The following is a 21,515-nucleotide window of genomic DNA, read 5'->3' on the forward strand; positions in this document are numbered from 1 at the left end:
CATAAGAAAGCACTCCCATCATGATCAACCTCCGAAATGGCTTCGTAACGTCATTCGCCGCTGCCCTTGTCCTGCTGGCTGCCACCGCTTGCGAACCGCAAGCGGTCAATGCAACGCCGCCAGTAGTCGAAAGCACACAATCCGCATCGCCGGCTCCTTCCGTATCGGCCACCACGCCGTCGCCGGTAGCCGAGGATGTCGCGCCGACGAATATCCAGGAACCGACTCCTTCCGAAGAGCCCGCAAAACCGGTGGCATCGGCAGGTACTGTTCTTGCCCAACTGGAAACGGTTCCGATCAAGGGGCGTGCACCGAAAACCGGTTATGACCGCGACTTGTTTGGCAACGGATGGAAGGACCCTGACCGCAATGGCTGCGATGCACGCAACGATATGCTCAACCGTGACCTTACGGATAAGGCGCACAAGCCAGGAACTCAGGGCTGTGTCGTTACTTCTGGTGTCCTTGCTGATCCCTTCACAGCAACGACGATCAACTTCGTTCGCGGCAACGCCACGAGTACCGAGGTGCAGATTGACCATGTTGTAGCTCTCTCCGATGCTTGGCAGAAAGGCGCTCAGCAGTTAGCGCCGAATCAACGTGAGGCGTTCGGCAATGACCCTCTAAATTTGTTGGCCGTCGATGGGCCAACCAACGGCTCCAAGGGGGACGGTGACGCTGCCACTTGGCTGCCGCCGAATAAGTCATTCCGGTGCGAATACGTGGGTCTGCAGACGGCTGTGAAAGCCAAATACGGGCTATGGATGACGCAGGCGGAGCACGACGCGATCCGCAGGATTCTTATCGCTTCGTGTCCGGACCAGCCTGTGCGTGCAGATGACGGGGGAGTAAGTGTGCCTGTCGCTGCCGAGCCTGCACCTGAAGCCCAAGCGCCGGCCCCACCGCAGGAAGCCGCTGCCCCTAAGCAGGCGACCGGGGCGAACCCTTTCTACCAGAACTGTTCTGCGGTGCGAGCCGCCGGGGCTGCCCCCATACGGGCCGGGGATCCTGGATGGGATACAAAGTTCGACAGAGATGGTGACGGGGTTGGCTGCGAGTAGCCCCTGTTTGCAGTTGCCCTCCGGCCAGATTCCGGGGATGCAGCCAGGGGGAACCTTCGGCCGAACTATCGCGAGAAGCTGAAAATGTACGGCGACGCCCTATGGACGAGCAGGCGCCGGTACGCCCCGGGCAAGGACGGCTCCAAGCATGCGGCCCGACGGCACGGACCCGAGGGCCGGCTAGCGCCGCACTTCCACGTTCAGGGGAGCGCAGAACCGGTGCAGCCACGCGTAGTCGGCCGGCAGGGCGAAAACCCTGGCGAACCCGCTGTCGATAACCAGGTCGTCTTCGCTCACCCGGTCGCCGAAGAACATGTACGCCCTGTCGGTGTTGCATTGCCTGCTCATCCAGACCAGGCCGTCGAATCCTTCCGGTCGGGCATGTGCGGCGGCGGCCCACAGCACGGTTTCCCGGTAGCGGTCGGCCTCGGTCCCCGTGAGGTTACTGGCCTCGACGCCCAGGGTGCGCAGCCCGGTTCCCATGAAGGAGGCCAGCCGCAGCTCCCGGCGCGGCAGCAGGCGGCCCATCACTTTGTCCTCGTAGTCGCCGGGCCGCAGGGCGCCGCCGGAAATCGGAACGTCGTGCAGCAGCGTTTCGCACACCGCCGCTTCATCGGTTTGGGCGGCGTAGAGCGTGGGCACGGGCGGATCGCCGAAGAAGGCGAAACGGGTGGGCTTGCCCCTTCCCGGGTTGAAGGTGTTGGCGTGGCGCTTGGGCCGGTTGGCGAACAGCCGGTACAAGTGTGATCCGGAGGGCAGGATCCACTGCTGGGCTTCTACTTCCCCGCGTCGAAACTTCTCAAGCCGCTCCCCGCGCTGCTGCTCCAAGATTTGGTCGTAGGACGGATTGGCCTGGTCCTCAAGCTGACTCCATAGATCCTTCGAGGTCACCACTCGACCCCGTAGTGGCCTTCGGCCGCGGCCAGAACCTGCTCGGGCTCGTCCAGGTAATCGACGGGGCGGTCACCGTCCAGGTAGCCGCTGGGGTCGCACATCCACTGGGCGAGGTCTTCGTCGGTGCGCCCGTGTTCCCGGATGACGCTGATCAGCCCGGGGATGGCTTCCCGGATCCGGCCGGCATCCTGGTCGAACTGGAAGCCCGGGTAGACCACAGCGTTGCGGCGCCGGACGCCGATGAGCTGGCCGGCCTTCCGTTTGTCCAAGGCGTAGGAGCTGCGTCCGGTGGCTCGGGAACCGAGCAGTTCGCCGACCTGGCTTCCGGTGAGCATGCCGAACTCGGCCTCAATAGCGCGCCACGAGTTTTCCGTCGACTGCATGCCGGCGACGACTTCGGGGCTGACCGGCAGTGGGAGTGAGGCGAGAGCGGGGCGGATGGCCTCCATGCTGCGGTGCAGGTTCACGAGCGCAGCCTGCAGCGCGGCTGAATCTGCTCCCAGCTGGTCTTCCCGGTGGTGGATTTCGGTGTTCACGGCCGCTCCTTCCTGTGTTTCCTGCATTCTAGTCTAGTTCAGGAAACAGCAGGAGAACAGTCGTGCCCTGCATGTAGAGGGCAAGGCTCAGGGCTGTCCGCATGCATGTCCAGGCACAAAAATGCCCGGGCGGAGCTGACTACTGCCAGCCGCGCCCGGGCACTTGTTTGTCCTAGAGAGGGCGGATGTCGACCGCCTGCAGGCCCTTCTGGCCCTGGGTCGTTTCGAATTCGACCTTCTGGCCTTCTTCGAGGGATTTGTAGCCGCCGCCGGAGATGCCGGAGAAGTGAGCGAAAAGATCCTCGCCTCCGTTATCCGGGGCGATGAAGCCGAAGCCCTTTTCCGAGTTGAACCATTTCACAGTGCCAGTTGCCATGTTGCTTCCTTCTAGGCCTGCTTCGCGTGTTCCATATGCAAACACCGTTCCCGCTGCCTAGGTGAAACGGTAGGCGGTAATGTGTGTCGTCGGCAAGCATGAAACGCCTGCTGATTTGGGTCATTAGAGGGCGGGCGCTGCGCTGCAAGCGGCGCCCGCCCGTGGCCGCCAAGGTAGTTCATGAACCGGGGCACCTCCGGAACTTAGGACTCCACCCGTTGCCGGTGCCGTTGCCGAGTGGAAGTCCTGCCCAGTAACGATTGGATGATGACGCGATCTGATCAAGACTCCAGAGACTCACCGCCGTTCAGCAGTAGGTCGATCGCCACGGGCACTCATACGGTAACGGAAACAACGTTCTCGAGGGCGCTTTCCGCCTCTCCGCGCACTAATTTGGGATCAAGCGTTTGACGTGCGAGGATGAGCAATGTTGCCCGCACCCGGCCCATCCGTAACCGGAGGGCAGCCGTCGGCCCATTCCCTTGAATCGATGGCCGACAACCTCATACAGGAAGAGCCCGACCGCATCCCCATGCCGACGGGCTCTTTTTGCATCTTAAGGACCCGGCCGGGAACGAATAACCGGCCGGGCCTGCCGTCCCGTGCCCAATAGCAGAGTGAGTGCTGGCATGCGTTGGGATCGACTCGAACAGATTATGTGCCGTGAAAGGCGACACGCTAGGAGGTTGGTACGGCCACTGCGAACTCCCGAATCTCGGGCTTCAATCCACGGACGGGCGTACTCTGGCCGTAATGCGGGGATGCATCAGTACGGTTGGGTAACGAATCCACCGCGTACCCACCGAGAACGGCAGAATGTCATTGTCCGGTGTTTAGATGGGCTCATGAATAATCAGGGGAACTTATTCAAGACTTCCGCGCTCACGGCGCTGGCGACACTGCTTTTAGCGGTCGTCCTGTATTTCGTGGGAAGTGATGCAGGAGGCTCAGCTGGCACCTTCGTCATCACTGCGTTCATCCTTCTGCTGATCGCCGCGGCTGCTGCACTCACGGTGGCTTTGTTCGTCTACAGGGAGGACGGCCGCAAACCTGGCAGCACGCCACTCATCTACGCGGTGATCGCCCTGCCTGTGAGTATCGTCCTGTTCTTCCTGTTTATCCCGACGTCCGTTGCGCTGTTGATGCTTCTGGGCATGTTCGGTTTCGTGACCGGCCTGTTGGCTCTTGTTGCAGGTCTGGTAAAAAAGCTATCCATCAAAACTGCCTAGCCGGCCCGCTGCTGCAAAACTTTGACGGGTGTGATGGTCATCGAGTCGCGCCATCCCTCGTTTTTGCTGCGCGTCGTTAGGTCAGCCCACCGGATCTTGCCGCTGTTGAGCAGGTCGAGCCGGTCCTTACCCATGATGGTCTTCTGCGTGTCCAGTGTCAGGTTACCGGACCATTCCTGAGCATCGGGGAACGTGTCCTTGGAGTCGGCAACGTCGAACCCGAGTTCCTTCCACGACTTGGTGACGGGCACCCGGGCGCATCGGCCTTGGTGATGATCGAGCGGTCCTGGCTCGGTGATCGGGTGCAGGGACCCATGGTTGGCTAGGCAGCTGGGGCACGTGCGCGCTGTTTGGGACGCTGACCAGCGCCATCCCGCCATGACGTCCGCGTTGGCTTCGTCGGACAGTTTGGCGCCAGCCCGGTGCATGTCCAGGACTTCGTTGCGTGCGATCATCGCTGCCCGGGTGAGACCTCCGTTGAAGCGGCCCTCTGCCCGGCGAACAATGCGCCTTGCCGTGGTCTTCGGGTTGTCGCCCACGGCGATGCCGCGGACCAGCTCGGTTTTCATGATCCGCACGACTTCGTCAGCGAGTGGGCGGGTGCCCTTGTGGATCTGCTCCAGAGTTCTGGCCACCATCGCGTCGATGGGTGCGGCGGTCAACTTGTCCGTGACTAGTCTGGCACTAACTGCAGGCAGCTGCGAACCGATCATCGCCGTCTGCGCTGCGTGGCCCGTCGTGGCGGCCGTGGACAGGTTCGGCTCAAGGATGACCCCGACACTGTCTGCTAGTTCGCCTATGCGCTCCTGTATCAGCGCCAGTGCGGCAGTGAGGCGCCGGCTGCGCTGAACCTGTGCGCAGGAAACGCGTCCGTCCTTGGCATCGGCGGCCAGCAGCAGGATGGAATCCGCGAGTTCTGGCCCGATCTCGTCCCAAGCGTTCACCCACGCTTCCGCGAGCTGAGGGATGTGCTCGTCTGAAATCCGGAGCAGCGCTGCCCGCGCATCATCAGACAGCCGGCGTGTTTCAGGTGTGATCGCCATTCATCCAGTGTCAATGGCACGTCCTGCTGACTGCTTCCGGGTTTCCACTGCTGGAAGAATTGAAATGCTTAGCCATATTTTTACTCTCCGCAGGTCACGACTAGAGCCATGTTGCGCTGCAATCCTGCCCTTATTCAGCGGCGATACCAAGCCGTTCCCGATTTGTGCGCGGCATGCTTAGCCCAGCCTAGGATCTACCCGTATTCAATGTGCATGATGTGACTATCCTTGGATTTCGGCCTATTTTTGGAAGCGGTAGGCCAACCATGCAGCGATCTCATCCACTTCGAGCCGATCGGTGATGACCTTCAGGACGAAGTCGACGCCCTGAAGGTCATCGATCTTATAAATCGGTGACTCGTTAGCTGCCAAGAAGATTTGGGTAGAGGCCCATGCCGCCCTCTTGTTCCCGTCGAGGAAAGCATGATTCATGGCCAGCCCGGACATCAGTGCCCCAGCCTTCTGCGGCAAGGTTTCGTACAACTCTGCACCGCCGAAGCTGGTCTTCGGTTTATGAACTGCCGACTCTAACGCATCCATCGAGTGCACGGGGCAGTCGATAATCCGGTTGTGGATCTTCACGACCTGCCCAGTGGACAGGTAGCGAATCACCGATCAGCCAGGATTCGCAGCAGTCCGTCCCAGCGGTCCAGTTCCGCGTCGATAACCGAGTCCAGATCCGCCTCACCGAAATCAGCCATGGGTAGCTGAGGTTTAGCGGGCCGGCTCCCCTTCTCGATTGCGAGAAGTGAGTAGTACGTTCGCATATCCGACGGGCGGATCTCTACCGATCCACGCATTATTGGAGATACCTCAACGTAGGCTTCACGCCACGGATTCTCACTGTGGGAGAGCTCGCTCAACTGGGAGCCGTTCAGCTGTCCATAGAACGACACGACGGCATTGACCGTCGCCTTTTCGGCGTCAGTAAGATCTTCGGCAGACGCGGAAATTGCGCTGCTCCAAGTCTTGTCAGCACGCCATGCCTTGGGGGTTACTGGGCCATTAACCCACGCCTCGATAGGCTCGCTAAAGAGCGGGGTGCCATGCCATACGGTGTGCCATGCCTGCGCGTAATACAGAAGCTTCTGCCGTTGTAGCAGCCCGAGAGTGTCGAAGTTCTCCCGAATGTAGGCAAGGATTGAGATTGCTGACGTCATCGGAATCACCTCATTCATTCTCTAATCGGATTGCTTCGTCAACAGGTTTATCCACAGGGGATGCATACATTCTACGGGAATGTGGGACAGCTGTGGTACAAGCAGGCGGAGCTGCTCGAGTTCACGGGCTGCTAAGACACCAATCGCAGGTCCTATCAGGTTATCCAGCCATGCAGTAGGGGGATTGGAGGGCGGATTGTCTCTGTCAGCCTCCAATCCACCGTTTACTCACCGCAAATGTATGGCACTGAGGACCAGCGTCATTCTGACGCCTAATCTTTGAGTGTTCCCGTTTCAATTTCACGGGCTACGACTTGCAGGTTGCGGGTGTTCGGCTCGAAGCCAGCCGCCCTCACGCGCTTCACCAGCTCTGCATACACCTTGCTCGAGGGCTGACGGTTCATGCCATCCCTGACGCCGCGCACAATGTCCTGTATCTGCTCGTCGCTCTGTGGTTTGAGCCTGCGCGCCGCCTCTTGCTCAAGCTTCTTCATGCCAGCCTTGTTCAGCTTGAAATTGTTTGCCATGAAGGTAGCGTATGCCTTGCCTCTGGGTATGTGAATCGTTTACCGAAACCAGTGCCGAGAACTTTTACTGGTCGCTATGCTTGCGTCATGACATCTGATGAGAAAGACCCGAAGGACACTCCAGACGCCGGACAGGAGTTTTCCGTGGCTGACCGCCAAGCGGAACAAGAGTTGAAGGATTACTATTACGACCATGAGACATTGGCTGACGAGCTAGGCTAGCCGGCTGGTGTGGCGCCAAGCCCGCTTGTGGGCGCAAGGCCGTCTTCTGAGTCCACGTTTCACGCTCCCACGAAAGACAGGGCGGCGTACACGGATTCCGGCACGACTCCCTGAACCTCATAGAGCGGGGTCGAGAGCAGAGTCAAGCGGGTCCCAAGCTCTGTATTCAGGTCATACCAGTCGCGGGGCAGCTTGCCAGTAGACACGAAGTATCGGATGACTGCTACCCGCGTGCTGTGTTGGAACACTTGGAAGTCTCATCCTCCGCCCTTGCCGATCTGCTGGCCTGACCGTTCGCCGGTGATGCTGTCCGTGATCGGCCCGCGTTCCAACCCGCACTCTTCAAACGGCTGCCTGTGCTGCTTCAATGCCCTTGCTGAATAGTGCCAGATTGATTGCTCCTGCCATTTCCTACTTCTTGCGGGTGACTACGCGGGCCATGGCGTCGGCCTGGCGGGCCACGGATTCGAGCCGCTCTGATTCGTAGTGAAACTTCTTCCCTGCCGCTTCGTATGCTTCATCTGCCATGGCCCTGGCTTCGGCCTCAGCCCCGTGAAAGTCGGTCCCGGGTTTTGCCTTCAGATAGCGGTGCCGGGGCGCCTCGTCCGACACCAGGAACTGAGCCGTCGAGGCGACTCTTCGTCCCTATAGATCTCCTGCGCGTCGTCCAGCTGCACGAGCAGGGGTCGGCCCCCGAAACGTCTGCAGCCCTCAGGATGCCTTCGATCAGGCTGCGTACGGCCGGGCTCACGGGCCGCACCCGCTCAGGTGGATAGGTATTCCGGCTCGGACCTCGTGGCCCGGTCCAGCAGGTAGGAACCGAACATGAGCGCCGTGGCGCCGGCCGCCAGCCACCAACGCGGGTGACGGGTACCCGCCGAGCGGAGTGCCTGGACCATGCGTGTGTCCAGCCTGTCGGATTTGTCGGCCAAGGCGAAGATGGCACCGGCGGCAGTCAGCCCGACGGCCGCTCTCAAGGATACGAGAACGGGCTGTCGCCCGGTACGGAGACCGCGACGGTCCAACCAGTCAGCCCAGCCATAGCGGCACGGACCGCGGTGCGTCCGGCATCTTGAAGCCTGGCCGGGTCGATTAGGGTCAGGGCACCGACCGCTGCCGAGGAAACAACACCGAATGCCAGACCTTTGGTGAATCATTCTAATTCCAGTTGGGGGAATCCTTGAACGTCTTGCTACTTCTGTGTACTGGACAACCACGCCAAGCGGCCCCATACCGCCGACGCGCTCGAGGAGTACATCGCGTCGGGTCAGGCCCATCCCGGCGTGAAGCTGCTGTTCCATTCCGCGAATGTCCGGCCGGCCCTCCCCGCCGACGCGCGCGTGGTCCGCTGACAGGCGGGCTTCGGAGCGTTCCCGAAGAGCTTGCCTGGGCTTGGCCCGAAAAGGCGAAATGGCCTGAAGTCAGGCCTCCCCAAGCCAACTCACTTCAAGCCATTTTCCACAGTGCCGCAGTTCCCCGAGGTGGCACCGGTACGCCGGCGGCACGCAGGTAGTCCTCGATGCACTTGTCCACTATCTGACGGTCATTCACCGTGAACGGTTCAGTGCGTGTTTCGGTGACACCGCCGGTTTCGATCGTGACCCGCATTTCCCTGCCGGTGTCATCGGCGGGCAGCTTGCAGATGTTTTCGGTGCCGGCTGCCCATGCGGCGAGCATGCCTCGCCCGGTTTCGGGTACCTCGGCCCATTCGCTGCTGCGGGCGCCGTCGGGAACCCCGTCCCAGTTTGTTGGACTCATTGCGGGAATCCGAGCCCTTCAGCTGGCTGTAGCTACGGGCCGACAGGTGCCGGGTCAGCGAAGGCGTCCGGCTGATCGGCCAGCTTCTTGTTGAAGGCCCTGCCCAGGAGGTCGCTGCCCTGCTCGCCGAAGAAGAGTTCGTCCGCGCGCTCCTCCAGCTCGCTTTGCGCGTCCAAGCTATCAGGGTCATCGACATCGATGCCTGCGGCCTCAGTGGCGATCGACACGATACCGTCGGCCAGGGCATCGAGGCCGAACCATCGGTAGCCGGCCACGGCCGCAGTGAGTTCATCCTGGTCGAGGACCTGGATGCCGTGCATCAGGCCGCCGTTCTGGGCGTCGTTGTCCAGCATCAGCAGGTCGTAGAGTGCCCGGTCTCCCTCGGCCCGCGGACCCTCATAGTCGTCGTCCAGTGCCCGGTTCCACACATCTTTTTCGCGCATTCTCCGGAATCCCCTCAGCAGTCGTAGCCTCGTCCGGCGCCGGCGGAAGCGGCCCCACGACCGAGCATAACGGCAGCCACGGCGACGGCAAGGCCTACGACAGCATTCTTTTGTTACCGACAGCGGGGCGCCGTCCTCTTCCGGAATAAGATGTAACCAATAACCAAGCAACTAGGGGAAACATGGCCAAGATCGAAAAGCTCATCGAACAGGCCCAGCCGCATCTTCAGCCCGGCGAAACCATCCAGGCCGCCGTCATGGGCACGTACGAGACCAAAATCCTGGGTAGCGATTCGGTGCGCACCGGTGTCATGCTGGCGACGGACCGGCGCATCGTTTTCTTTGCGAAGAAACTCGGCGGCTACGATCTGGAGTCCTTCGCCTACGGCAACATCTCATCCTTCGAGCAGTCGAAGTCGATGATGGGCCACCAGATGTCGTTCTTCGCCTCCGGCAACAAGGTCAACCTCAAGTGGATTTCGGACCTTCCTGCCTTCGAGAAGTTCACGCAGGTGTTCAAGTCCCGGATCGGCCAAAGTGCCCCGGGTCCCGCGGTACAGGCTCCCGCACCGGCTCAGGCAGCGAACCAGGCAGACGAGGTATTCGACCGGCTGCGTAAGCTCGGCGAGCTGCGGGATGCCGGGATTGTGACATCGGAGGAATTCGACGCCAAGAAGGCGGAATTGCTGGCCCGGATCTAATTTATTCGCGATTTCTGTTTACGGTTCCTCTTCCCCGGCTTCAGGGGCTCCGTAGTCCAGTAATCCTGCAGCGATCACTTAGGCGGTGTGCCGGTAGTCGTCCCGGATGGAGTCCTCCAGCTTCACGGTCTCCACCCGCCATTGTTTCGCCACGCCTGGTCGCGGGGGAGGTCCCGTGCAGCGAGTCGGGGGCGTACTGTTTTGCCTAACGGTTCATCTCTGCATTGCCTGACGCAAGCGGATGGTCCAATCTTGATAAACGGAACGGCTGATTCGGACCTTTTCCAAGGCCTTCTTGAGTGTTGTCCCTCGGTTCCGGAGCCGGTCCACCTCCAGCACTTGTTCAAAGCGACTTACCTCGTGAGCCTTGCGATTGGCAGCATATTGAGCATTTGCAACAGCCCGTCGCGCCAGGAACCTTGACGAGGCTGAAGATGATTGAGAATACGTTCCTGGTAGCGCAGGCAGGGTTACTTGCGCGGCTTCAGCAACGGAGATCAGCGGGTGATCCGGCTCGTGAACAGTCAACGCGCTGGCCAGATCTGCGATGAGCTTCACATGAAAGTTTCGTGCGAGTGATTCGACAGCATTTGCTGCCTGACTCGTCAGGGAGATGTGCTCGGGGTTGACGCAGGCGGCGACCCCACACCTGTGGTGCAGCGGCTTGGGTACTTCGTGATATTCGCCCCGCAAGTCCATTTGCGCTGCCCAGTAGACGAGGCGGTGGACGAGACGGTTCGTCTGATGTCTCCCTGAATAGGCGTAGCCATTTACCCTTTTCGATCCGCGCCACAAGTGGCAACCATTGCCTGGATCGAACTCTGATCGATTGCGTATGACGGCCAACAGAGCGACCGCATCCTTCGTCTGAATAGCGTGTTCGATCGGGCCCAAGCGAGAGAGGTCATTCATACAGACGGATTGTAGGAGCCGGGTCTGACAGTAAGCGGGGGTGGCCATTCTGTGGTGGACGCGGGTTACCTTGTTCATGCGCTACTTCAGATAACGGTTTTGGGCGTTTCTACAGAGGCACGAGAACACGGTTCGGGGAGCGGTTCTCAAGGCGAGAGCATACGGGTCTTGCTGCTAAAACGTGTTAGACATGTCCAATTACATGTGTTCACATCTATTGATACCTTTGCTGTATGACCGCTGTCTACGAACTGACTGATGCCGAAACTGGCGCTTATCGCTTGGTCTCTGCCTCAGGCTCCTTCTATCGCCTAGATCTCACGCTGCCCGGCCGCACGTTGACGCGCCTTCCATTTGAGCACGATCAACGTTCTGGATTTGATTTGGACCCGGCAAAGGTTCTGCGTCGAGACGGAGAGCCTTTGCCTCTTGTGTTTCTGGATACTTTGAGGGTGGGGGAGTGCGCGGGATTCTATGTAATCGTGCGTGGCGGAGTCCTCACGTGGCGCCGAACCTCGCCCATAATGAGCATCGTCAAACTGGCAGATGAACGGTGTGCGCCTACAGGTTGATCGGCTACCACCTGAAAGTGTGCCGCCACTGGCTGTCCAGAGAGTATGACCGATAGGGGGGCAATATGCGTCGCAAGAGGCGCTTTGCATCGACGGGCGAATCCGCCCGCCGGGAGTTGAAACACGCGCGCATCGCGAAGTTGGAGGTGAAACCAAGTCCGACAGCCGGTTCCAGCCTCATCGGGTCACGGCCGTTGAGGGCCGCGGTCAAGATGCAAAAGAACCTCAAAGTCTTTGGAGGCGCCGCGATCGAGACGTCTGTTTCGCCCGAGGTCGTCCAAAGCATCCAAGCCACTGAGAATGCCTGGCGTGCAATTGAGGCAGAATTCGGTCTGCTCTCCAGCATCGAAGTATCGACCGCTGTAGGCTGCTCAACACCGAATCGCAGCTTCGCCTACGACCAGAGGAAGGCAGGAAGACTGATAGCGGCCTCGCGTCCGGAGGGACTACGCTATCCCCGGCTTCCAATTTGATCCGGTCAACAGGACGGTCCGCCGTGTTATGAAGGATCTGATAAGCGCGGCTCGCAATGCAGGTCGCAGCGACGCCAGCTTGACCCTATGGCTGAACACTCCCACGGGCTACCTTGATGGTGCCCGGCCGGTGGATCTATTTGAGGAAGCCACGGAGTCGGTTGTGGAAGCTGTACGCCAGTCTTTCACCGTCGAATGGTGAATATTAGATGGTTGGTTGCTGGGCGGCATCCCAGCCCCCGCGCGGAAAATAAATATCCCGTAAATAGCCCTTGAGCCGCTTTTGGGCAAACAAAAACCCCGTCTGTCCAAGCGTTTTGCCTAGTCAGACGGGGTTTGTCAGTGCACCCCCCGGGACTCGAACCCGGAACCCATTGATTAAGAGTCAATTGCTCTGCCAGTTGAGCTAGAGGTGCAGTGTGTTTGGGAGAGTTTCGGACTTTTTCGTTTCCGTTCTCTCCCTCGCAACGACATGTAACTCTAGCAGGACTTTTTGGTGAATGCGAAATCCAGCGGGCGATTGTTGGCTACTTCACAGAAACGGCCAACATGCGGTCCGGATCGCCTCCATTTGTCAGTACCCACAGGTCGCCTTCGGGAGAGAGCGCCACGTCGCGGAGCCTGCCGTACTTGTCCGTCAGGAGCGCCGTAGGTTCGCCTGCGCCTTCCTCGGTCAGTTCTACGCGCCACAGCCGTTCGCCCCGCAGGGCCGCTATCCAGGCGACATCCTCCACAATGGCCATGCCGCTGGGGGAGGCTTCCGCCGTCGAAGGCCAAACAACGACGGCGTCCACAAACCTTTCGTCTCCAGGGGCGCCGGTAACGGCGGGCCAGCCGTAGTTCTGCCCCGGCTCGATGAGGTTGAGCTCGTCGTCCTCGGTGGGGCCGAATTCGGTGGCCCACATGCGGCCCTGCGAATCCCAATCCATGCCCTGGACGTTTCTGTGCCCGTAGCTGTACACGGGACTGTCCGGGAAGGGATTGCCCGGGACCGGCTCCCCGTCGGTAGTGACCCGGAGAATCTTGCCGCCCAAAGAATCCAGGTTCTGCGCCGTTTCGGAATTGCTCGCGTCCCCGGTGGAGATATAGAGGTAGCCGTCCGGGCCGAACTCCAGCCGTCCGCCGTTGTGGATCCGCGATTTGGGGATCCCGGTGACAACTTCGCGCATGTCCGAGAGGGTGCCCTCGTTCCAGTGGTAGCTGATGAGCCGGTTGTCCTGAGGGGACGTCAGATAGACAAAGAGGCGCTGGTTTTCGGCGAAGTCCGGGCCTATGGCGAGACCCATCAGGCCGCCCTCTCCCGTTGTTTCGAGCGGGGAGTCAATTGGCACGGAAGCCACGGTGCGTCCGTCCCTGACGTGTTTGATCAGCCCGGTGTCGTTTTCCGAAATGAGCGCACTCCCATCCGGCAGCACTGCGATGGACCAGGGCGACTCCAGGTCCGTAGCTGCCGTTGTGACCGGGCCCCCTGATGACGAGGTGCTCCCGGCGTCTGGGGCGGCGTTATCGGATGGACCGGTGCAAGCCGCCAGGCCCAGCGCCAGGACCGCAGCGGTGGCTGGGAGCCGGCCGCGCCGAAGAATGCTCTTGCGGCGCCGGTCGGCCCGGTCGGAGGTGCCAGTGGGAGGCTGCGGCTTAGGTCGCATTCGTGCCGCGGTCGCCGTCGTTGTCCTCAATCTTGTCCACCCGCGGCTCGATGACGGTTTCGCCGTCGTGCGAAGGCCACTGCGTTTCATCGTAAAGCGGGTCCTGGCTGTCCACGGTGTTGCCGCGTTCCTGTGGCTTCGGCTCGGTCCCGGTGAAGGAACCGGCGGGCGCATCCGGCTCTACCGGTGCCGCATGCTTGCCGTGCGTAGGTGCCGGAGCGTCGGAGTCTTCAATGTATTTGTCCTCAACGGCGGGCTCGGAGTGTGCTGTTTCCGCGGCGCTCTCGGTCCAGCCGTCGATGGGTTCGGGGCCCTTGTCATTCGAGCCTGTCTCATTGGTATGTCCGGCAATGAGACCGCCCGTAGCTGCACCGGCCGCAACCCCGCCGGCTGCCGGTTCGGAGCGGTGAGCTACATTGCCTTGCCGCGGCTTCGGGTCGTCCTCCGTCACGCCCATCCTGCCGACAGTAGGGGCCTGGGCGGCCGCATCGGATGGTCCGTGCGCCATGTTGGTCGGTGCGTGGCCCAGAGGCCCGCTCGAGGCCGGCACCTGCCCTGCCGAGGAGCCCCGGGTGAAAAGCCACCACAACAACGCAGCCACGATGACGACAATCAGTACCCAGATGAACCATTCCATGACGGGACCTTCTTCGGTTGGCGGCGTGGATCGTCTGATGCGTACGTTAGTTCCCGCCCCAGAGCATGTCCATAGCTGGGCAGTCGGGCCAGCAGGCCCGGCTGCTTTGGGCGCACTGCGGCCGCCGGGCTAAAGTTCCGAACATGGCTCAGCAGACTTTGATCAACTCCGTCACCTTTCCGGATTCATCCCTCTTGGAGGCGGTGGGGCCGCTGCCTTTCGGACTTCGGGCGGGAGTGTGGGACCTGCAGGGGCCGCCGGAAGGGATTGCCGCCGCCGAAATCGAAGCCGTAATTCTGCCGTATGCCGCGGGCACCGACTGGGACGCGTTGAAGGACCTGCCACGACTGAAGCTGGTCCACACCCAGTCAACGGGCTATGACGGTCTGCCTGAGCTGGTGGGGCCGGATGTCGCCGTGGTCAGTGCTGCCGGTGTCCACGCCGCCGCCACGGCGGAACTGGCGGTGGGGCTGACGCTGGCGTCGCTGCGCGGCGTGGACCAGATGGTCCGGGACCAACCCAAGGCGGTGTGGAATTCGGTGCGGCGGCAGTCCCTGGCCGACAGCCGGGTCCTGCTGGTCGGGATCGGCGGCATCGGCAGGGAGATTGCCAGGCGGCTCCAGCCCTTCGAGGTTGAACTCACGCGCGTGGGGAACACCGCCCGGACCGACGCCGAGGGCCGGGTGCACAGCGCGGACGAACTCACCGCGCTGGCAGCAAAGTGCGACGTGATGATCGTCATCACCCCGCTCAACGCTTCCACCCATCAGCTGATCGACGCCGAAGTCCTGGCCGCGATGCCCGACGGCGCCTTGCTGGTCAACGTTGCCCGGGGTGCGGTGGTCGATTCGGCAGCGCTGACCGCCGAGGTTCTCAGCGGCAGGCTCAAAGCCGCCGTCGATGTTTTCGACCCGGAACCGATCCCGCGCGACCACCCGCTCTGGCAGTCCGAAAACATCATCATCGCCCCGCACGTGGGCGGTAACACCACAGCGTTCTGGCCCCGGATCGTCAAGCTTCTGCAGGGCCAGCTGCAGCGGCTGTCCGCGGGGGAGCTGCCGGAAAACCTGGTTCAGCCCGGGCCCTTCGCCTAAGTGCTCAGGCGGCCTCGAGTACTCAAGCGACTTCGAGCAGGCCGGCCATGAAGCTGCGGAAATCCGCTTCGTCCTCTTCCTGCTCGATAACGTGCCCGGGAATCGGCAGCAGGCCACGGCCCTGGACCGTGAACCGGAAGGTTTTCCCCGTGCTCGTGCCTACTTCGTAGTCACTCTCCGCCAACTGGACGGCGTGGGAGAGATTGGTCATGTTGATTGCCACCGGGGCGCTTCCCGCCGTGAGCGTGGGCCCGTTGAACGGGGCGAGGATCAGCTCCTGCGGACGCCAGCGATAGCCGATGACGTAATACCGGCCTTTCCTCGAAACCGTCGGAAACTGGGCCGTCCGGTCCGCCCCTGCACTGCCAAAAACCAGATTGTAGTCGCCGTGGTTGGGGATCTGGGCGTCGAAAATGCCGCTCAGGATGTCCTTGAGTTCGTCGCTGGTGGGCGTGGTGGAGTGCATGTTTCCATCCTAGGGAACCACTCCGTTGTGTTGCGCCCCCGTGTCACATGGTCATGGGGGCAGCGGGGCTGGTCATAGAATCGAAGTCATGAGCGCGGACGTAACTCCTGATATCAAGCCCCGTAGCCGGGTAGTCACCGACGGCATTCACGCAGCCCCGGCACGCGGAATGTTCCGAGCAGTGGGAATGGGGGATGACGATTTTGCCAAGCCGCAGATCGGCGTCGCCAGTTCCTGGAATGAAATCACCCCCTGCAACCTGTCGCTGAACCGGCTGGCCCAGGGCGCCAAGGAAGGCGTCCACTCCGGCGGCGGGTTCCCGATGCAGTTCGGCACCATCTCCGTTTCGGACGGCATTTCGATGGGGCACGAGGGCATGCACTTCTCGCTGGTTTCCCGCGAGGTCATCGCCGACTCGGTGGAGACGGTGATGCAGGCCGAACGGATCGACGGCTCGGTGCTGCTGGCCGGCTGCGACAAGTCCCTGCCGGGCATGCTGATGGCTGCCGCACGCCTGGACCTTGCCAGCGTCTTCCTCTACGCGGGCTCGATCATGCCCGGCTTCGCCAAGCTGGAGGATGGCTCGGAGAAGGAAGTCACACTGATCGACGCCTTCGAGGCCGTCGGAGCCTGTGCTGCCGGCAAGATGAGCCTGAAGGACCTGGACGCCATCGAGCGGGCGATCTGCCCGGGCGAAGGCGCTTGCGGCGGCATGTACACCGCCAACACCATGGCCTGCATCGGCGAAGCCCTTGGCATGTCCCTGCCCGGCTCCGCCGCCCCGCCCTCGGCCGACCGCCGCCGCGACATGTTCGCCCGTCAGTCCGGCGAGGCCGTGGTCAACCTGCTGCGCCTGGGCATCACCGCGCGCGACATCATGACCAAGAAGGCCTTCGAGAACGCCATCGCCGTCACCATGGCCTTCGGCGGCTCCACCAACGCCGTGCTGCACCTGCTGGCGATCGCGCGCGAAGCTCAGGTGGACCTGACGCTCGAGGACTTCAACCGCATCGGCGACAAGATCCCGCACCTGGGCGACCTGAAGCCGTTCGGCCGCTACGTCATGTTCGACGTGGACAAGATAGGCGGCGTGCCGGTCATCATGAAGGCCCTGTTGGACGCCGGCCTGCTGCACGGCGACTGCCTGACCGTGACGGGCAAGACCGTTGCCGAGAACCTGGCCGAGATCAATCCGCCGGACCTGGACGGCAAAATCCTGCGCGCCCTGGACAACCCGATCCACAAGACCGGCGGCATCACGGTCCTGCACGGTTCCATGGCTCCGGAAGGCGCCGTCGTCAAGAGCGCAGGCTTCGACGCCGACGTCTTCGAAGGCACAGCGCGCGTCTTCGAACGCGAGCAGGGTGCGCTCGAGGCGCTGGACCGCGGCGAAATCAAGGCGGGCGACGTCGTCGTTATCCGCTACGAGGGTCCCAAGGGCGGTCCGGGCATGCGCGAAATGCTCGCCATCACCGGTGCCATCAAGGGTGCCGGCCTGGGCAAGGATGTCCTCCTGCTGACCGACGGACGCTTCTCCGGCGGCACCACCGGCCTGTGCATCGGCCACGTGGCACCGGAAGCAGTGGACGGCGGTCCGATCGCGTTCGTCAAGGACGGCGACCGGATCCGCGTGGACATTGCCGCCCGCAGCTTCGACCTGCTGGTCGACGAGGCCGAGCTCGAAGGCCGCAAGATCGGCTGGGAGCCGCTGCCGGCCAAGTTCACCACCGGCGTTCTGGCCAAGTACGCCAAGCTGGTGCACTCGGCCTCCACCGGCGCATACTGCGGCTAACCGAAGAACGACGGCGGCGGGGAACCACCCGCCGTCGTGCGCCTTCCGGTGGACCCGGTTAGAGTCCACTAACTGGACAGAAATGTCCGTATAATGAGACAACGCTGTCTCCGGTTGACACTGATATCTGTGTGGTAGAACACTGAAGTCATGCAGAACGTATCCGTGGTCGTCCTTATCAAGCGCGTGGCGTAAGCCCCGGCTGGTAAGACCACGTCACGCGCGAAACCCCATCGGAGCCAACCGGCTCGACGGGGTTTTTTTATTTGCAGAAGAGAACAGAGCCGGTCCCGCTACAGGGAACCGGCAGGCACATCCGAAATTACAGAAGATCCGCAAAGGAAATCCGATGAGTAAGGGATCGCCAATCAGCCCCTCGCTGATGGCCCAAAAAGCGCCGGCCGCGGCCGGCGACGCTGTCAAGAACAAAGATGTCGCTGCTTCTGTCTCTTCCATCGTGGATGCGGTCAACCCCGTTCAGGGGCCCAACAACATCGTGCCGCCCACAGAAATGACCGGCTCACAAGCCGTTGTCCGTTCACTGGAAGAACTGGGCGTCGATGACGTCTTCGGGTTGCCGGGCGGGGCCATCCTCCCCACCTACGACCCGCTCATGGACTCGACCAAGATTAACCACATCCTGGTCCGCCATGAACAGGGAGCAGGCCATGCCGCTCAGGGCTATGCCATGGTCACCGGCAAGGCAGGCGTCTGCATCGCCACGTCCGGCCCCGGCGCCACCAATCTGGTGACCGCCATCGCGGACGCCCATATGGACTCCGTCCCGATGGTCGCGATTACCGGGCAGGTAGCCACCAGCGTTATCGGCTCAGACGCCTTCCAGGAAGCGGACATTGTCGGCATCACCATGCCGATCACCAAGCACTCCTACCTGGTCACGAACCCGGAAGACATTCCGCGGGTGCTGGCCGAGGCGTTCCACATCGCCACTACCGGCCGTCCCGGCCCCGTGCTGGTGGACATCCCCAAGGATGCCCAGCAGGCCAAGATGACGTTCTCGTGGCCGCCGAAGATCGACATTCCCGGCTACCGCACGGTGGTCCGCGGACACTCCAAGCAGGTCCGCGAGGCAGCCAAGCTGATTGCCGCCGCGGAACGTCCCGTCTTCTACGTCGGCGGCGGCGTGCTCAAGGCCCAGGCGTCCCCGGACCTGCTCGAACTGGCGGAACTGGTTGGCGCACCGGTTGCCACCACGCTGATGGCCCGCGGCGTTTTCCCCGATTCACACCTGCAGCACGTCGGCATGCCGGGCATGCACGGCGCGGTTTCGGCCGTCACGGCGCTGCAGCAGTCGGATCTGCTCATCACCCTGGGCGCCCGGTTTGATGACCGCGTGACCGGTGTCCTGAGCACTTTTGCCCCGGACGCCAAGGTCATCCACGCCGACATCGACCCGGCCGAAATCTCGAAGAACCGTACCGCGGATGTGCCGATCGTCGGTTCGGTCAAGGAAATTATTCCGGAGCTTGCCCAAGCCTGCCGGGAACGGTTTGCCGCCGAGGGAACGCCGGATCTGACCGAGTGGTGGACCCAGCTGAACCGGCTCAAGAACACCTACCCGCTGGGCTTCACCGAGCCCGACGACGGCCTGATGGCCCCCCAGCAGGTCATCGAGCGCATCGGCGAACTCACCGGTCCGGAGGCCGTGTACGTCGCCGGCGTGGGCCAGCACCAGATGTGGAGCGCACAGTTCATTAAGTACGAGCGGCCGCGGGCCTGGCTGAACTCGGGCGGCCTGGGCACCATGGGCTACTCCGTGCCTGCCGCCATGGGCGCCAAGGTCGGCAACCCGGACCGGGTGGTCTGGTCGATCGACGGCGACGGCTGCTTCCAGATGACCAACCAGGAGTTGGCCACCTGCGCCCTGAACAACATCCCGATCAAGGTTGCTGTCATCAACAACTCCTCGCTCGGCATGGTCCGGCAGTGGCAGACGCTGTTCTACGACGGCCGCTACTCCAACACTGACCTGCACACCGGCCACGAGACGGTCCGGATCCCGGATTTCGTCAAGATGGCCGATGCCTACGGCTGTGTCGGCCTGCGCTGCGAACGCGCCGAGGACATCGACGCAACGATCAAGCAGGCGCTGGAAATCAACGACCGTCCGGTAGTGATCGACTTCGTCGTCAGCCCGAACTCCATGGTCTGGCCGATGGTGCCCTCGGGCGTCAGCAACGACCTGATCCAGATCGCCCGCGACATGACCCCGGAATGGGAAGAAGAGGACTAGCCAATGGCACGCCATACCCTTTCAGTGCTGGTTGAAGACGTTCCGGGTGTCCTGACCCGCGTCGCCAGCCTCTTTGCCCGCCGGGCGTTCAACATCCATTCTTTGGCCGTAGGCCCCACGGAAACGTCCGGGTTCTCCCGCATCACCGTGGTGGTTGAAGCTGAAGGTGATCTGCTGGAGCAGGTCACCAAGCAACTGAACAAGCTCATCAATGTCATCAAGATTGTCGAGCTGGTTCCCGAATCCTCCGTGCAACGCGACCACATCTTGGTCAAGGTTCGTGCGGATGCCGCGACTCGGCTGCAAGTAACCCAGGCAGCAGATCTATTCCGCGCTTCCGTGGTCGACGTGTCTACCGACTCGTTGGTCCTGGAAGCCACTGGCACCGCCGAAAAGCTCAACGCACTGCTGTCGGTGCTTGAGCCGTTTGGCATCCGCGAAATTGTTCAATCAGGAACGCTGGCCATCGGCCGCGGCTCCCGGTCCATGAGCGACCGCGCCCTGCGTTCCGCCTAGACCCTTATCAAGAAACCTCAAACAGGAGAAATACAAGTGACTGAGCTCTACTATGACGACGACGCCGACCTCTCGATCATCCAGGGGCGCACCGTTGCCGTCATCGGTTACGGCAGCCAGGGCCACGCCCACGCGCTGAGCCTGCGCGACTCGGGCGTGGACGTCCGCGTCGGACTCAAGGAAGGTTCCAAGTCCCGCGAGAAGGCTGAGGCCGAGGGCCTGCGCGTGCTCGGCGTTGCCGAGGCCGTCGCCGAAGCCGACCTGATCATGGTGCTGACCCCGGACCAGGTCCAGCGCCACGTCTACGCCGAGGACATCGCACCGAACCTGCAGTCCGGCGACGCCCTGTTCTTCGGCCACGGCTTCAACATCCGCTACGGCTACATCAAGCCGCCGGCCGACGTCGACGTTGCCCTCGTTGCTCCCAAGGGACCGGGCCACATTGTCCGCCGCGAATTCGAAGCAGGCCGCGGCGTGCCGGACCTGATCGCCGTGGAGCAGAACGCCTCCGGCAAGGCCAAGGAACTGGCACTGTCCTACGCGAAGGCCATCGGCGGCACCCGTGCGGGCGTCATCGAAACCACCTTCACCGAAGAGACCGAGACCGACCTGTTCGGCGAGCAGGCTGTGCTCTGCGGCGGTGCTTCCCAGCTGATCCAGTACGGTTTCGAAACCCTGACCGAGGCCGGCTACAAGCCGGAGGTTGCTTACTTCGAGGTACTGCACGAGCTCAAGCTCATCGTGGACCTGATGGTTGAGGGCGGCATCGCCAAGCAGCGCTGGTCCGTCTCGGACACCGCAGAGTACGGAGACTACGTCTCCGGGCCGCGCGTCATCGACGAGCATGTGAAGGAAAACATGAAGGCCGTGCTGGCCGACATCCAGTCCGGAGCCTTCGCCAAGCGCTTCATCGACGACCAGGATGCCGGCGCGCCGGAATTCGCCGCGCTGCGCAAGAAGGGCGAAGACCACCCGATCGAGGCCACCGGCCGCGAACTGCGCAAGCTGTTCTCGTGGATCAAGACCAACGATGACTACACCGAGGGCTCCGTAGCCCGCTAAGGAACGCACGCGGCGTACCGCGCCGCACGCACACCTGAATTAACCGGTAAGGGGGCCGGGCGCACATTGGTATTCTTAACAATGCGCGTCCGGCCCCCTTGTCGGTCTTAGACTGTACTCACCCCACCATGCAACGCAGCG

22 protein-coding genes and 1 tRNA gene are annotated in these 21,515 nt (G+C 62.1%); 8 read left to right on the top strand and 15 right to left on the bottom strand.

The genetic code is table 11. The annotated features are described in order from the left end of the window. Positions 1-20 precede the first annotated feature (20 nt). Positions 21-1,061 (top strand): GmrSD restriction endonuclease domain-containing protein, encoded by a 1,041-nt coding sequence (locus B0G38_RS04275; RefSeq protein WP_264668303.1) that lies wholly within the window; start codon positions 21-23, stop codon positions 1,059-1,061. A 180-nt stretch (positions 1,062-1,241) separates the two neighbouring features. On the opposite strand, the gene B0G38_RS04280 is transcribed toward B0G38_RS04275, so the two are convergent. The 3 genes from B0G38_RS04280 to B0G38_RS04290 all read right to left on the bottom strand — a co-directional run bounded on the left by B0G38_RS04280 (position 1,242) and on the right by B0G38_RS04290 (position 2,867). Beyond that, positions 1,242-1,955: an RES family NAD+ phosphorylase gene (locus B0G38_RS04280; protein WP_264668304.1), complete on the bottom strand. Its 714-nt coding sequence runs from the start codon at positions 1,953-1,955 to the stop codon at positions 1,242-1,244. Beyond that, entirely contained in the window at positions 1,949-2,491 is a 543-nt protein-coding gene (locus tag B0G38_RS04285) for a hypothetical protein (RefSeq protein WP_264668305.1), read from the bottom strand. The genes B0G38_RS04280 and B0G38_RS04285 overlap by 7 nt, the downstream gene beginning before the upstream one ends. A gap of 172 nt (positions 2,492-2,663) precedes the next feature. Further along, positions 2,664-2,867: a cold-shock protein gene (locus B0G38_RS04290; RefSeq protein WP_264668306.1), complete on the bottom strand. Its 204-nt coding sequence runs from the start codon at positions 2,865-2,867 to the stop codon at positions 2,664-2,666. 845 nt (positions 2,868-3,712) lie between these two features. Here B0G38_RS04290 and B0G38_RS04295 point away from each other — a divergent pair. Continuing rightward, positions 3,713-4,096, top strand: a complete 384-nt coding sequence (locus B0G38_RS04295; RefSeq protein WP_264668307.1) for a hypothetical protein — start codon at positions 3,713-3,715, stop codon at positions 4,094-4,096. On the opposite strand, the gene B0G38_RS04300 is transcribed toward B0G38_RS04295, so the two are convergent. The 7 genes from B0G38_RS04300 to B0G38_RS04330 form a co-directional block, all read right to left on the bottom strand. Further along, positions 4,093-5,139 (bottom strand): phage head morphogenesis protein, encoded by a 1,047-nt coding sequence (locus B0G38_RS04300; protein WP_264668308.1) that lies wholly within the window; start codon positions 5,137-5,139, stop codon positions 4,093-4,095. The genes B0G38_RS04295 and B0G38_RS04300 overlap by 4 nt on opposite strands. 240 nt (positions 5,140-5,379) lie before the next feature. Continuing rightward, complete coding sequence (locus B0G38_RS04305) at positions 5,380-5,751, bottom strand: type II toxin-antitoxin system death-on-curing family toxin (protein ID WP_264668309.1); 372 nt, start codon at positions 5,749-5,751, stop codon at positions 5,380-5,382. Further along, positions 5,748-6,299 carry a Panacea domain-containing protein gene (locus B0G38_RS04310; protein ID WP_264668310.1) on the bottom strand — a complete coding sequence of 184 codons (552 nt, stop codon included), beginning with the start codon at positions 6,297-6,299 and terminating at the stop codon, positions 5,748-5,750. The genes B0G38_RS04305 and B0G38_RS04310 overlap by 4 nt, the downstream gene beginning before the upstream one ends. Before the next feature lie 272 nt (positions 6,300-6,571). After that, positions 6,572-6,826, bottom strand: coding sequence for a hypothetical protein (locus B0G38_RS04315; RefSeq protein WP_264668311.1), 255 nt, complete (start codon positions 6,824-6,826; stop codon positions 6,572-6,574). A gap of 986 nt (positions 6,827-7,812) precedes the next feature. Next, positions 7,813-7,947 (bottom strand): hypothetical protein, encoded by a 135-nt coding sequence (locus B0G38_RS04320; protein ID WP_264668312.1) that lies wholly within the window; start codon positions 7,945-7,947, stop codon positions 7,813-7,815. Between the two features lie 547 nt (positions 7,948-8,494). After that, the gene (locus B0G38_RS04325; RefSeq protein ID WP_264668313.1) at positions 8,495-8,806 is read right to left on the bottom strand and encodes a DUF5956 family protein; all 312 of its coding nucleotides are present in this window, start codon (positions 8,804-8,806) and stop codon (positions 8,495-8,497) included. Between the two features lie 32 nt (positions 8,807-8,838). After that, entirely contained in the window at positions 8,839-9,249 is a 411-nt protein-coding gene (locus B0G38_RS04330) for a hypothetical protein (RefSeq protein WP_264668314.1), read from the bottom strand. A gap of 182 nt (positions 9,250-9,431) precedes the next feature. On the opposite strand from B0G38_RS04330, the gene B0G38_RS04335 reads away from it, so the two are divergent. Continuing rightward, positions 9,432-9,950, top strand: a complete 519-nt coding sequence (locus B0G38_RS04335) for a PH domain-containing protein (RefSeq protein WP_264668315.1) — start codon at positions 9,432-9,434, stop codon at positions 9,948-9,950. A 213-nt stretch (positions 9,951-10,163) separates the two neighbouring features. Here the strand turns inward: B0G38_RS04335 and B0G38_RS04340 are convergent, their stop codons facing one another. From B0G38_RS04340 to B0G38_RS04355, 4 genes are all read right to left on the bottom strand, one after another. Next, positions 10,164-10,940: a hypothetical protein gene (locus tag B0G38_RS04340; RefSeq protein WP_264668316.1), complete on the bottom strand. Its 777-nt coding sequence runs from the start codon at positions 10,938-10,940 to the stop codon at positions 10,164-10,166. A 1,310-nt stretch (positions 10,941-12,250) separates the two neighbouring features. After that, positions 12,251-12,323: transfer RNA gene (locus B0G38_RS04345), tRNA-Lys, on the bottom strand. A 111-nt stretch (positions 12,324-12,434) separates the two neighbouring features. Next, on the bottom strand, positions 12,435-13,553 hold the full coding sequence (locus B0G38_RS04350) for a PQQ-dependent sugar dehydrogenase (RefSeq protein WP_264668317.1): 1,119 nt from the start codon (positions 13,551-13,553) through the stop codon (positions 12,435-12,437). Then, positions 13,543-14,190, bottom strand: coding sequence for a hypothetical protein (locus tag B0G38_RS04355; protein WP_264668318.1), 648 nt, complete (start codon positions 14,188-14,190; stop codon positions 13,543-13,545). The genes B0G38_RS04350 and B0G38_RS04355 overlap by 11 nt, the downstream gene beginning before the upstream one ends. 143 nt (positions 14,191-14,333) lie before the next feature. On the opposite strand from B0G38_RS04355, the gene B0G38_RS04360 reads away from it, so the two are divergent. After that, positions 14,334-15,284 carry a 2-hydroxyacid dehydrogenase gene (locus tag B0G38_RS04360; RefSeq protein WP_264668319.1) on the top strand — a complete coding sequence of 317 codons (951 nt, stop codon included), beginning with the start codon at positions 14,334-14,336 and terminating at the stop codon, positions 15,282-15,284. A gap of 22 nt (positions 15,285-15,306) precedes the next feature. Here B0G38_RS04360 and B0G38_RS04365 read toward each other — a convergent pair whose 3' ends face one another. Beyond that, a complete protein-coding gene (locus tag B0G38_RS04365; RefSeq protein ID WP_264668320.1) occupies positions 15,307-15,750 on the bottom strand; it encodes a hypothetical protein in 444 nt (147 codons plus the stop codon). A gap of 88 nt (positions 15,751-15,838) precedes the next feature. Between B0G38_RS04365 and ilvD the strand changes: the two genes are divergently transcribed. The 4 genes from ilvD (at position 15,839) to ilvC (ending at position 21,374) form a co-directional block, all read left to right on the top strand. Then, positions 15,839-17,542, top strand: a complete 1,704-nt coding sequence (gene ilvD, locus B0G38_RS04370; protein WP_264668321.1) for a dihydroxy-acid dehydratase — start codon at positions 15,839-15,841, stop codon at positions 17,540-17,542. A 349-nt stretch (positions 17,543-17,891) separates the two neighbouring features. Continuing rightward, entirely contained in the window at positions 17,892-19,796 is a 1,905-nt protein-coding gene (locus tag B0G38_RS04375) for an acetolactate synthase large subunit (RefSeq protein ID WP_264668322.1), read from the top strand. Between the two features lie 3 nt (positions 19,797-19,799). After that, the gene (ilvN, locus tag B0G38_RS04380) at positions 19,800-20,312 is read left to right on the top strand and encodes an acetolactate synthase small subunit (protein ID WP_074701971.1); all 513 of its coding nucleotides are present in this window, start codon (positions 19,800-19,802) and stop codon (positions 20,310-20,312) included. Between the two features lie 36 nt (positions 20,313-20,348). Continuing rightward, positions 20,349-21,374 carry a ketol-acid reductoisomerase gene (gene ilvC, locus B0G38_RS04385; protein ID WP_074701972.1) on the top strand — a complete coding sequence of 342 codons (1,026 nt, stop codon included), beginning with the start codon at positions 20,349-20,351 and terminating at the stop codon, positions 21,372-21,374. Positions 21,375-21,515: the final 141 nt, after the last annotated feature.

This window comes from Crystallibacter permensis (genome assembly GCF_025960875.1).
Classification (GTDB): Bacteria; Actinomycetota; Actinomycetes; order Actinomycetales; family Micrococcaceae; genus Crystallibacter; species Crystallibacter permensis.

Coding starts and splice junctions, on each gene's coding strand:
- B0G38_RS04335 (WP_264668315.1), top strand. CDS start 9,432: ATGGCCAAGATCGAAAAGCTCATCGAACAGGCCCAGCCGCATCTTCAG.
- B0G38_RS04375 (WP_264668322.1), top strand. CDS start 17,892: ATGAGTAAGGGATCGCCAATCAGCCCCTCGCTGATGGCCCAAAAAGCG.
- B0G38_RS04330 (WP_264668314.1), bottom strand. CDS start 9,249: ATGCGCGAAAAAGATGTGTGGAACCGGGCACTGGACGACGACTATGAG.
- B0G38_RS04340 (WP_264668316.1), bottom strand. CDS start 10,940: ATGAACAAGGTAACCCGCGTCCACCACAGAATGGCCACCCCCGCTTAC.
- B0G38_RS04360 (WP_264668319.1), top strand. CDS start 14,334: ATGGCTCAGCAGACTTTGATCAACTCCGTCACCTTTCCGGATTCATCC.
- B0G38_RS04320 (WP_264668312.1), bottom strand. CDS start 7,947: ATGGTCCAGGCACTCCGCTCGGCGGGTACCCGTCACCCGCGTTGGTGG.
- B0G38_RS04300 (WP_264668308.1), bottom strand. CDS start 5,139: ATGGCGATCACACCTGAAACACGCCGGCTGTCTGATGATGCGCGGGCA.
- B0G38_RS04310 (WP_264668310.1), bottom strand. CDS start 6,299: ATGACGTCAGCAATCTCAATCCTTGCCTACATTCGGGAGAACTTCGAC.
- B0G38_RS04315 (WP_264668311.1), bottom strand. CDS start 6,826: ATGGCAAACAATTTCAAGCTGAACAAGGCTGGCATGAAGAAGCTTGAG.
- B0G38_RS04290 (WP_264668306.1), bottom strand. CDS start 2,867: ATGGCAACTGGCACTGTGAAATGGTTCAACTCGGAAAAGGGCTTCGGC.
- ilvN (WP_074701971.1), top strand. CDS start 19,800: ATGGCACGCCATACCCTTTCAGTGCTGGTTGAAGACGTTCCGGGTGTC.
- B0G38_RS04350 (WP_264668317.1), bottom strand. CDS start 13,553: ATGCGACCTAAGCCGCAGCCTCCCACTGGCACCTCCGACCGGGCCGAC.
- B0G38_RS04295 (WP_264668307.1), top strand. CDS start 3,713: ATGAATAATCAGGGGAACTTATTCAAGACTTCCGCGCTCACGGCGCTG.
- ilvD (WP_264668321.1), top strand. CDS start 15,839: ATGAGCGCGGACGTAACTCCTGATATCAAGCCCCGTAGCCGGGTAGTC.
- B0G38_RS04325 (WP_264668313.1), bottom strand. CDS start 8,806: ATGAGTCCAACAAACTGGGACGGGGTTCCCGACGGCGCCCGCAGCAGC.
- B0G38_RS04275 (WP_264668303.1), top strand. CDS start 21: ATGATCAACCTCCGAAATGGCTTCGTAACGTCATTCGCCGCTGCCCTT.
- B0G38_RS04355 (WP_264668318.1), bottom strand. CDS start 14,190: ATGGAATGGTTCATCTGGGTACTGATTGTCGTCATCGTGGCTGCGTTG.
- B0G38_RS04365 (WP_264668320.1), bottom strand. CDS start 15,750: ATGCACTCCACCACGCCCACCAGCGACGAACTCAAGGACATCCTGAGC.